9 protein-coding genes and 1 pseudogene are annotated in these 10,027 nt (G+C 44.1%); 7 read left to right on the forward strand and 3 right to left on the reverse strand.

Annotated features, from left to right (window positions below; genetic code table 11):
• Positions 1-11 precede the first annotated feature (11 nt).
• Positions 12-590, reverse strand: a complete 579-nt coding sequence (gene rsmD, locus WDV74_RS01565; RefSeq protein WP_338884186.1) for a 16S rRNA (guanine(966)-N(2))-methyltransferase — start codon at positions 588-590, stop codon at positions 12-14.
• A 227-nt stretch (positions 591-817) separates the two neighbouring features.
• On the opposite strand from rsmD, the gene ftsY reads away from it, so the two are divergent.
• From ftsY to WDV74_RS01595, 6 genes and pseudogenes are all read left to right on the forward strand, one after another.
• Positions 818-2,362, forward strand: a complete 1,545-nt coding sequence (gene ftsY / locus WDV74_RS01570; protein ID WP_338884187.1) for a signal recognition particle-docking protein FtsY — start codon at positions 818-820, stop codon at positions 2,360-2,362.
• A 6-nt stretch (positions 2,363-2,368) separates the two neighbouring features.
• Positions 2,369-3,034 (forward strand): cell division ATP-binding protein FtsE, encoded by a 666-nt coding sequence (gene ftsE / locus WDV74_RS01575; RefSeq protein WP_338884189.1) that lies wholly within the window; start codon positions 2,369-2,371, stop codon positions 3,032-3,034.
• Complete coding sequence (gene ftsX, locus WDV74_RS01580; protein ID WP_338884190.1) at positions 3,027-4,001, forward strand: permease-like cell division protein FtsX; 975 nt, start codon at positions 3,027-3,029, stop codon at positions 3,999-4,001. The genes ftsE and ftsX overlap by 8 nt, the downstream gene beginning before the upstream one ends.
• A 210-nt stretch (positions 4,002-4,211) precedes the next feature.
• Positions 4,212-5,069, forward strand: a complete 858-nt coding sequence (rpoH, locus tag WDV74_RS01585) for an RNA polymerase sigma factor RpoH (RefSeq protein WP_338884191.1) — start codon at positions 4,212-4,214, stop codon at positions 5,067-5,069.
• Positions 5,070-5,145: 76 nt separating this feature from the next.
• Positions 5,146-5,566: pseudogene (locus tag WDV74_RS01590) on the forward strand (transposase); the annotation flags it as partial.
• 86 nt (positions 5,567-5,652) lie between these two features.
• Positions 5,653-6,786 carry a glycerate kinase gene (locus tag WDV74_RS01595; RefSeq protein ID WP_338885509.1) on the forward strand — a complete coding sequence of 378 codons (1,134 nt, stop codon included), beginning with the start codon at positions 5,653-5,655 and terminating at the stop codon, positions 6,784-6,786.
• A gap of 15 nt (positions 6,787-6,801) precedes the next feature.
• Here WDV74_RS01595 and WDV74_RS01600 read toward each other — a convergent pair whose 3' ends face one another.
• Positions 6,802-8,016 carry an MFS transporter gene (locus tag WDV74_RS01600; RefSeq protein ID WP_338884192.1) on the reverse strand — a complete coding sequence of 405 codons (1,215 nt, stop codon included), beginning with the start codon at positions 8,014-8,016 and terminating at the stop codon, positions 6,802-6,804.
• A 137-nt stretch (positions 8,017-8,153) separates the two neighbouring features.
• On the opposite strand from WDV74_RS01600, the gene WDV74_RS01605 reads away from it, so the two are divergent.
• Positions 8,154-8,618 (forward strand): MarR family transcriptional regulator, encoded by a 465-nt coding sequence (locus WDV74_RS01605; protein WP_338884193.1) that lies wholly within the window; start codon positions 8,154-8,156, stop codon positions 8,616-8,618.
• Between the two features lie 89 nt (positions 8,619-8,707).
• On the opposite strand, the gene WDV74_RS01610 is transcribed toward WDV74_RS01605, so the two are convergent.
• Entirely contained in the window at positions 8,708-9,010 is a 303-nt protein-coding gene (locus tag WDV74_RS01610) for a helix-turn-helix transcriptional regulator (protein WP_338884194.1), read from the reverse strand.
• Between the last annotated feature and the right edge of the window lie 1,017 nt (positions 9,011-10,027).

The raw sequence follows: 10,027 nt of genomic DNA on the forward strand, positions 1-10,027 counted from the left end.
CAGACTCCCGATTACGGGTGGCGAATATATAAACGATAAGCAACTTGTCCGGCCGTTTTTTCCCGATGCAGTTGCCAGTTTGGGGGAACTTCTGTCGCAGCAGATTCTGCTTCTGCCTCAACATAAATCCAGCTTTCTTCTGCTAGCCAGTTATTGGCTTCCAATAAATTGATTGTTTCAGCCAGCATTCCCTTACGGAATGGTGGATCGAGGAAAACCACATCAAACGGTGTTCCGGTGTTGTTAAGGTATTGTAGTGTATTACCTTGCACCACATCGGCATTTTCAGCTTTCAGTAAGGCCAAGTTAGCCGATAGTTGTTTCGCCACATTACGATCATATTCAATTAAGGTCGTGTGGCTTGCATAACGAGACAACGCTTCAAATCCAAGCGCTCCGCTACCTGAAAAACAATCCAGGCAACGAGCACCTTGAATCACTGGCATAAGCCAGTTAAAAAGTGTCTCACGGACGCGATCTGTTGTTGGACGCAGGCCGTCACTATCAGGGACCGGCAATTTTCTTCCGCGCCATTTTCCGCCAATAATGCGGATTTGTCCCAAAGACGCGCGCTGTGGTTTTTTAGTCATAATTTACATAACTTAAATATTTGCCATCCGACGTGACTCAATAATATCTGGCGGAGACAAAAAGTGAGTGAAAACGAAGATATCCATTGATTAATTTACCACGAAATCCTCTATAGATATGTGTTGTGGTGTGATGAAAATGTTAGACTGGATTCATTACTGTTAGAACCTATCTCAGTGGATATAAAAGCATATATCTAACTTAACTGCGAGGAGTGTAGTGGCCGATGGCAAAAGAGAAAAAAAGAGGTTTCTTCTCTTGGTTTGGACTTGGTCGTCAAGATAACAAACAGCAAGAAGAACAAGCTGAACAAGAAAGAGTAGCTGCGGAGGAAGCGGCTCGTCATGCGGCAGAAGAAGCGGAGCAGCAGCGTTTGGCGGAAGAAGCCGCCCGTCGCGCCGCAGAAGAGGCAGAACAGCAACGTTTGGCGGAAGAAGCCGCCCGCCGCGCCGCAGAAGAGGCAGAACAGCAGCGTTTGGCGGAAGAAGCCGCCCGTCGCGCCGCAGAAGAGGCAGAACAGCAACGCTTGGCGGAAGAAGCCGCCCGTCGCGCCGCAGAAGAGGCAGAACAGCAACGCTTGGCGGAAGAAGCCGCCCGTCGCGCCGCAGAAGAGGCAGAACAGCAGCGTTTGGCGGAAGAAGCCGCCCGTCGCGCCGCAGAAGAGGCAGAACAGCAACGCTTGGCGGAAGAAGCCGCCCGTCGCGCCGCAGAAGAGGCAGAACAGCAACGTTTGGCGGAAGAAGCCGCCCGTCGCGCCGCAGAAGAAGCAGAACAGCAGCGTTTAGCAGAAGAATCAGCTCGTCAGGCAGAAGAACAGGCGCCCTTACCTAAGGAACAAGAACGGCCGACTAAAGAAGGATTTTTTGCTCGTCTGAAACGCAGCCTGGTTAAAACTCGTCAAAATCTTGGCTCTGGTTTCTTGGGACTATTTCGTGGCAAGAAAATTGATGATGATCTGTTTGAAGAGCTGGAAGAGCAATTATTGATTGCCGATGTGGGCGTTGAAACTACCCGTAAGATCATTGCTAATCTGACAGCTCATGCTAGCCGCAAGGAGTTGAAAGATGCAGAAGCGCTTTACTCTAAACTGAAAGAAGAGATGTCAACCATTCTGGCGAAAGTTGATAAACCGCTGGAGATAGAAAGCAAATCACCTTATGTCATTTTGATGGTGGGAGTAAATGGTGTTGGTAAAACGACCACGATTGGAAAGTTGGCGCGTCAATATCATTCACAAGGCAAATCTGTCATGCTGGCGGCTGGAGATACCTTCCGTGCGGCTGCGGTAGAACAGTTACAAGTTTGGGGGGAACGCAACAAAATCCCAGTGATTTCCCAACATACAGGAGCAGATTCCGCCTCGGTGATTTTTGACGCCATCCAGTCAGCCAAGGCTAAAGGTATTGATGTCCTGATTGCAGATACCGCTGGGCGCTTGCAGAACAAATCCCATTTGATGGAAGAACTGAAAAAAATCGTTCGCGTGATGAAAAAACTGGACGAAGACGCACCTCATGAAATTATGCTGACTCTGGATGCCAGCACCGGTCAAAATGCAGTAAGTCAGGCTAAACTATTTCATGAAGCTGTGGGGTTGACGGGTATTTCACTGACCAAACTGGATGGTACTGCGAAAGGGGGTGTTATCTTCGCTATTGCCGACCAATTTGAGATCCCAATCCGTTACATTGGTGTGGGTGAAGGCATTGAAGATCTCCGTCCATTTAAGGCAGACGATTTTATTGAGGCTCTTTTTGCCCGAGAGGATTAACTATCAATGATTCGCTTTGAACAGGTCAGTAAAGCCTATCTGGGAGGGCGGCAGGCGCTGCAAGGGGTGGATTTTCATCTACTTCCAGGAGAAATGGCATTTTTAACCGGTCACTCAGGGGCCGGTAAAAGTACACTTTTGAAACTTATCTGTGGCATCGAACGCCCTAGCGCAGGCCATATTTTGTTTTCTGGTCATGACATTAGCCGACTAAAATCCCGTGAGATCCCTTTTTTACGCCGTCAGATCGGCATGATTTTTCAGGATCATCACCTGCTGTTGGATCGCACCGTATACGAGAATGTCGCTATGCCGCTGATCATCTCAGGAGCCAGTGCTGAAGACATTCGTCGACGGGTATCTGCGGCGTTGGATAAGGTCGGCTTACTGGACAAAGCGAAAAACTTCCCTATTCAGCTTTCCGGTGGAGAACAACAACGTGTTGGTATCGCCCGTGCGGTGGTGAATAAGCCAACCGTCTTGCTGGCAGATGAACCGACGGGAAATTTGGATGGGGAATTATCAGAAGGGATCATGCGTCTGTTTGAAGAATTTAACCGAGTTGGTGTGACGGTTCTGATGGCTACCCATGATACAGCTCTCATTGAACGAAGGAAATATCGTATCTTGACCCTGAATCAGGGACGTATACAAGGAGGACATCATGGCTAAGCATGTCCGTCATTCAGCGAAAAAAAACCAGCCCCCAAAATCTAAATCATTAAAAGGGGGATGGCGTGTACAGTGGCGTTATGCGTGGAAGAGTACGCTGTCCGATATGTTTCGCCAACCGTTGGCAACGTTGCTGACTGTTATGGTGATAGCGATTTCCCTGACCTTGCCGAGTGTGTTCTATATTGTTTGGAAAAACGTCAATCAAGCGGTGATGCAGTGGTATCCCATTCCACAACTCACGGTCTATTTGGATAAGTCTCTGAATGATAATAGTGTCAAGCAGGTGATTGATCAGTTGAAAGGCATGGATGGCGTGAAATCGGTAAATTACCTTTCCCGTGAAGAAGCCGTAAACGAATTTCGGGCTTGGTCCGGTTTTGCCAGTGCACTAGATCTGCTGGAGGAAAACCCTCTGCCGGCAGTTGCTATCGTCTCTCCTAAATTAAATTTCCAAGATTCTCAGGCGCTAACAACATTACGAGATCAAGTTGCACAGATTAAAGGCATTGAAGAAGTCAGAATGGATGATAGCTGGTTTGCCCGCTTGACCGCGTTGGCTGACCTTGTTGGTAGAATTGCTGCGGTGATAGGTATCTTGATGGTGGTTGCTCTGCTCTTGGTCATTGGTAATAGTGTCCGGTTGAGCATCTTTAGCCGTCGTGAGACGATTAACGTCATGAAGCTGATTGGGGCAACGGATGGTTTTATTTTACGTCCTTTCCTTAATGGTGGAACCTTATTGGGGATTTTGGGGGCAATATTCTCCTTGATCCTCTCTTCTCTGCTGGTGTGGAAACTTTCTAACGTGGTCACAGAAGTGGCGAGTGTTTTCGGTACAAGTTTTATATTGCATGGTTTGGAGTGGGATGAATCACTCTTATTAGTGCTTATTTCGGGTATGATTGGTTGGATTGCTGCATGGTTTGCGACAATTCAGCATTTACGTCGTTTTAGGCCGGAATAAAGGCATTTCAGGGCTTGCCAGCGAACTTTTGGGTTTAATTGTTGCCCAAGTCACAGTTATGTTTTGTATTGGTATTCACGCAACTGAGACGAGTTGAATATGATCTTTACGGTGGTAAAATAGACATCTCTTTAGCTTGAATAAACCTTATGGGTTAATTCAGGTGAGCTTAAAGGCCATCAATTTGGATCTAATTTTGAGAGAATTTGAATGACAAAAGAAATGCAAACTTTGGCGTTAGTTCCACAAGGTAGTTTGGAAGGGTACATCCGTGCCTCCAATGCTTATCCTATGCTTTCTGCCGAGGAAGAGAAGGAACTGGCAGAAAGGCTGCATTACCAGGGAGATCTGGATGCAGCGAAAAAGCTGATCCTTTCTCACCTGCGCTTCGTTGTTCATATTGCCCGCAGTTATGCCGGTTATGGTCTGCCGCAAGCGGATTTGATTCAGGAAGGTAATATTGGCCTGATGAAAGCGGTTCGTCGTTTTAATCCAGAAGTGGGCGTACGTCTGGTTTCTTTTGCTGTTCACTGGATTAAGGCAGAAATCCATGAATATGTATTGCGTAATTGGCGTATTGTGAAGGTCGCAACAACAAAAGCTCAGCGTAAGCTGTTCTTTAATTTGCGCAAGGCTAAACAGCGTCTGGGGTGGTTCAATCAGGATGAAATTGAACTGGTTGCCAAAGAATTGGGCGTGACCAGCAAAGATGTCCGAGAGATGGAATCCCGCATGTCAGCGCAGGATATGGCATTTGATATGTCTTCTGATGATGACAATCATGATAGCCATCCAGTGGCTCCAGTGCTGTATTTGCAAGATAAGGCTTCTGACTTTGCCGATGGCATTGAAGAAGATAACTGGGAAACTCACGCTGCGGATAAGCTTTCTGTGGCGATGGAAGGGCTGGACGAACGTAGCCAGGACATCATTCGTTCTCGTTGGTTGGATGATGACAACAAAACCACCTTGCAAGAATTAGCGGATAAGTATGGTGTATCTGCTGAACGTGTTCGGCAGCTGGAAAAAAATGCCATGAAGAAATTGCGACTGGCTATTGAAGCGTAATCTCTTAACTGAGCAAAATTTTCTGGATTAAAAAGCGATAATTTGTTTATCGCTTTTTTTATCAGGCGCGGTTTTCCGACTAACATTCAGCGCAAACTGGCAGAAACAAAAACGGAAAATCCAGTGTTTGCACTCGCACATTGCCAATATCCGGCGCGACTACCTTCACAAAGTCACCAGTGAATACGGGATCAAGGCTGGCATGAAATGCGCCGTCAGCTTGAGTACAAGCAGCTCTGGCGCGGTGGTCAGGACTGGCGATACCTCCGGCATACACCAGCCAGCGGTGTGCCTGCTGTGGTCATACGGCGAAAGAAAACCGTCAGACGCAAAGTCAATTCGTGTGTCAGGTATGCGGCTACACCGCGAACGCGGATGTAAACGCCGCACGTAATATTTTAGCGGCAGGACATGCCGTGCTTGCCTGTGGAGGGATGGTGCAGTCAGACCGCCCGTTGAAGCAGGAACCCACCGAGGTGAGTCAGGCTTCGGTCTGAACGCTGTAGGAATCCCCGTCCTTTAGGGCGGGGAGGATGTCAAGCGTGTAAAACAAACAGCACCAAAGAACTGAGGAAATTCCATGATGAAAATTGTGATTGCCCCTGATTCATTTAAGGAAAGTTTGAGTGCCTTGCAGGTGGCACAGGCAATAGAGCGGGGATTTAAGGAGATTTATCCGCAAGCAGACTATATCAAGTTACCTATGGCGGATGGCGGCGAAGGGACAGTCGAATCACTGGTGGCTGCAACCGGAGGAAAACGTATCGTGTGTACTGTTACTGATCCTTTGGGGCAACCTGTTGAGGCATCCTTTGGTCTGCTTGGCGATGGAAAAACCGCAGTGATTGAAATGGCTGCCGCTTCTGGTTTGCACTTGGTGCCGGTGAAACAGCGTAACCCTCTGATAACGACGAGTTATGGAACGGGAGAATTGATTCTGGCTGCATTGAAACAGGGGGTACACAAACTGATTTTAGGCATTGGCGGCAGTGCGACCAACGATGGTGGTGCAGGCATGATGCAGGCACTTGGTGCGAATTTATTGGATGGTGACAGTCGTATTCTGCCATTCGGCGGTGCGGCATTAACTCGGCTGGAAGGGATTGACTTAACGAACCTTGATCCATGTCTCAGGCAAATTGAATTTATCGTGGCTTGTGATGTGAATAACCCATTATGTGGTGAACAGGGAGCATCAGCGGTATTTGGTCCACAAAAAGGCGCGACACCGGAGATGGTGAAATCGTTAGATTCTGCATTGCGTCATTATGGCATGAAAATAGAATCCCTAACGGGAAAAAGCGTGATTGATGCTGCTGGTGCAGGTGCGGCTGGAGGGATGGGCGCATCCTTATTGGGGTGCTTGGGAGCAAGATTACAGCCTGGTATTGCCATTGTTATCGAAACCTTGCAACTGGAAAAAGCGATTCAGGGTGCGGATTTGGTCATTACGGGGGAAGGGCGTCTGGATAGCCAGACCATATACGGTAAAACCCCTATTGGTGTTGCCCGTGTTGCGAAAAAGTTTGGCATTCCCACCATTGCGTTAGTTGGGGGAATGAGCCGAGACTATCATGTTGTGCATCAGCACGGGTTGGATGCGGTCTTTTCCATCATACCGGAGGCCTGTTCCCTTGCTGATGCCCTTGCCAATGGTGCCGATAATTTGCAGGTAACGGCACGGAATATTGCCGCGATTTGGGCTATTTCCCACTAAATTGTCTTATGAGCGCTATTGCCGTTTACTGTGTCGTTGAGTCATGATGGCAGTGAAACCGATAGATGCAGCAAATAACAACGCTCCCATTAAAAATACCCATTCATAGTGGTTATTGAATAACAAGACACTGCCAACCATTGGGCCAACAGCCATTCCCATATATCGAATAAAATTATAAAGCCCAATCACAGTTGCTCGTTCTTCCACAAATGTTGTTAGTAGTAAAGTGGTATGTGTAGGTATCGATAACCCCAGCGTGAAACCGTATAAAGCGGTGACAGTAATTAATGTGGGAATGCCGAACCGAAATGTGATGGAAAACAACAGGATTAAAGCCAGATTTAGCAAACTGCTGATAATCAGGCCATTTATCTCAGAAAACCGATGATGGAGTAAACGATAGCTATAGTTGCCACCAATCATTGCCAGTGATATGGGAATGTACATCCAACCGATATCGGCAGGACTGAAACCATATTCATGGTTTAGGATGATGGGTAAAAAAGTCAAAAAACAGAAATAACAATAGGACAGCATAAAGCCAATACAGAAAACGGATTGCGGGATGCGAGCTGACAAAATCTGGCCGAACTGCCAAAACACCCTTTTGGCACTTGCTGACGGTTTTGGCTTATTTTCGGGTATGGTTTCAGGTTTAGTTTCTGGTAACCAAAGCAAATTGCTGATCAGTATTAGCCCACCGATAACAGCAATAAATTGGAAAATCGCAACATATCCGTTTAATTCGGCTAAATAGCCACCGAGCAGTGGTCCCAAAGCCGGGGTCAGCGTTAACAACATCTGATAAGTACTGATAGCTTTGGCACGATGTTGCTCTTCATACAGATCACCAATAATTGTTGCTGCAATAACAGGAATAGCTGCAATCCCAATAGCTTGAACTATTCGAAAGGCAATCAGCCAATAAATATCGGAAGCCATCGCACAACCAACAGAGCCAATGACGGAAATAGTCAGGGCAGGAAGTAAAATGGCTTTACGGCCTTTACTGTCCGCTAATGGACCATACACGATTTGCATAATCGCTAAAACAAACGTGAATGCTGATACAGTCAGGTTTACTAAAGGTAGAGGTGCATTGAATAGCGCCTGTATGGTAGGAATAACGGGAACATAGATATTTTGTGTAAGAGCGCCTAATAGGGCACTGAAACATACGAGGTAGAAGATCACTTTGACATTATGAGCTGAGTTATATTGATTCATCTTTTTCTCCATTTTGTTTCCAGGGAAACAATATTGAGATTAATAAATGAGGAGATTTAGTAAAGATCTTTTTCTTCTTTTTTTGTTATGATGCCAAAAATATTTTCCTTGGAAATATTATTTTGGAAAAGTCGTAAATGAATAACAGTATAGTTTACCAACGTGAGATCCTTGCTGCCGTTAATCACTTGATGCATCTAAGAGAGGGTATGAAGAGAGGGCACAGTGAAGAGACACTTCGCAAATATGGGCTTAGTGGTTATTCATTGTCTGAATTACATGTGGTTCAGTGTATTGGAGGATCAGTATTATTAAATATCACAAGTATCAGCCAAGAGCTGGGAATGACTAAGGGTGCTATCTCGAAGATCTGTGCGAAACTTCTTCAACGCTCTATCGTTGAAAAACTGAAAATGGTAGATAACCAGAAAGAGACCTATTTCAGTCTCACTGACAAAGGGAAGCAAATATTTTCTGCTCATAAAAAACTGCATCAGCAAGTAGAATCAAGATGGTTGCAAATATTGGAAAACTATTCACCGGAAGAGTTGATAACCATTAAGCGATTTATGACAGATATAGTCAGTCAAACTCGATACTGAAATGCAGTAATACAGCGGCATGACAAAAATCAGAAGCCTGAATGGGGTAAGTAACACAACAGGCTTCTGATGAATTTATCTTGCCTCATTTAAAAACCATTCTTACCTATAATTGTCTCGGCAATGGGAATATATTGATCCGTCATTTTATTAACTGCACCAACTTCTTTTTTTTTTGGTTGGCAATCTTCGAAAAACCACGCAATTGGCGTATTTAATAACCCGGCAATTTCAACCAGATGAGTGAGGTTAATCCGGTTTGTTCCTCTTTCGTAACGTGAAAGTTGTTGTTGACTGAGGCCAATTTGCTTTGCTAACGCAGTAGCGGTGACACCTTGTTCTTTCCTTTTGACCTGAATACGGTTTCCGACTAATAGGTTTGCATCTTCCATATCTTATCCTTTTAATTAGTAAGTTATGGCGTCATCAAGGAGAATTGCTGGAGCTTAAAATGAATTCGATTTTTGCCCCACGAGTTGCTCGTAAAATAAAGCTTGCCTTGACGGATTTGCTGCCGTTCACGGTATGCCTATTGTTACCACCTGATTCGCCGTTTTTGTTTTGACATGCGCCTTGTTTTGCAATCCCTGTCTTATGGTTATCCCTGCATATTTTTCGGTTGAGTTATCTGTACGGCTTAAACAGAGTTTCTACTCCCCCTTGCATGTAAGATAACCAATATTTTTTAATTTTTTAAAAATTCATTATATTGATTTTTAATGATTTTTTTGTTTATTAACGTAAATTTGCAAAAAAAACATTAAATTTTTATCTAACCTTATATTTGTTGGCATATTTAGTACTAGTTGACGATTTTCTAGAGGTTACAAACTGGACAAAATATACCAAACTGTAAACATAATCCTACATAATTTAACCTAAGTCAAATTTCATTACATACTACAAATTATTATACTTAAGTAATTATAATATATGAATTTTTTTTGTGATTCACATGTTTTGTTACATTGCAATAATATTGATAATTAAAAAACGTTACTTGATGCCAGTCAAGTATTGATAGGTTATCCAGAATTAATGTTTTAAAATCATTATATATCCGAAATTTAATCCCACCTTTCTCTATCTATATGGATTATAAATCTAAAGTAGACAGTTTGGTATAAATTGTTTTGTTTTTTAATAAAATCTTATAAATTTGATTTATGTAAAATTATTTTAATGTTTTTTTAGATTGTTTCGGTAAATCTGCTCTTTTTTTATCAGAAATATTATTTACTATTACCTTTTTCACTAAATAGACTTTAAATTAACCTAAAAATGGCGTTCACTCGCACATTTGAATTTTTTGAAGATAGTTGGAATATCCTCACGAAATATTAAGTGATATTTGTTATTTATATAATAAAAACAGTAGCATATGTATTTTTCTTGGTAAGGGGATGTTT

The organism is Xenorhabdus sp. TH1, from assembly GCF_037260955.1.
Lineage (GTDB): Bacteria > Pseudomonadota > Gammaproteobacteria > Enterobacterales > Enterobacteriaceae > Xenorhabdus > Xenorhabdus griffiniae.

Bases quoted from the DNA above. Each gene is read 5' to 3' on its own strand.
- ftsE (WP_338884189.1), top strand. From the start codon at position 2,369: ATGATTCGCTTTGAACAGGTCAGTAAAGCCTATCTGGGAGGGCGGCAG.
- WDV74_RS01595 (WP_338885509.1), top strand. From the start codon at position 5,653: ATGAAAATTGTGATTGCCCCTGATTCATTTAAGGAAAGTTTGAGTGCC.
- ftsY (WP_338884187.1), top strand. From the start codon at position 818: ATGGCAAAAGAGAAAAAAAGAGGTTTCTTCTCTTGGTTTGGACTTGGT.
- WDV74_RS01610 (WP_338884194.1), bottom strand. From the start codon at position 9,010: ATGGAAGATGCAAACCTATTAGTCGGAAACCGTATTCAGGTCAAAAGG.
- WDV74_RS01600 (WP_338884192.1), bottom strand. From the start codon at position 8,016: ATGAATCAATATAACTCAGCTCATAATGTCAAAGTGATCTTCTACCTC.
- rsmD (WP_338884186.1), bottom strand. From the start codon at position 590: ATGACTAAAAAACCACAGCGCGCGTCTTTGGGACAAATCCGCATTATT.
- rpoH (WP_338884191.1), top strand. From the start codon at position 4,212: ATGACAAAAGAAATGCAAACTTTGGCGTTAGTTCCACAAGGTAGTTTG.
- ftsX (WP_338884190.1), top strand. From the start codon at position 3,027: ATGGCTAAGCATGTCCGTCATTCAGCGAAAAAAAACCAGCCCCCAAAA.
- WDV74_RS01605 (WP_338884193.1), top strand. From the start codon at position 8,154: ATGAATAACAGTATAGTTTACCAACGTGAGATCCTTGCTGCCGTTAAT.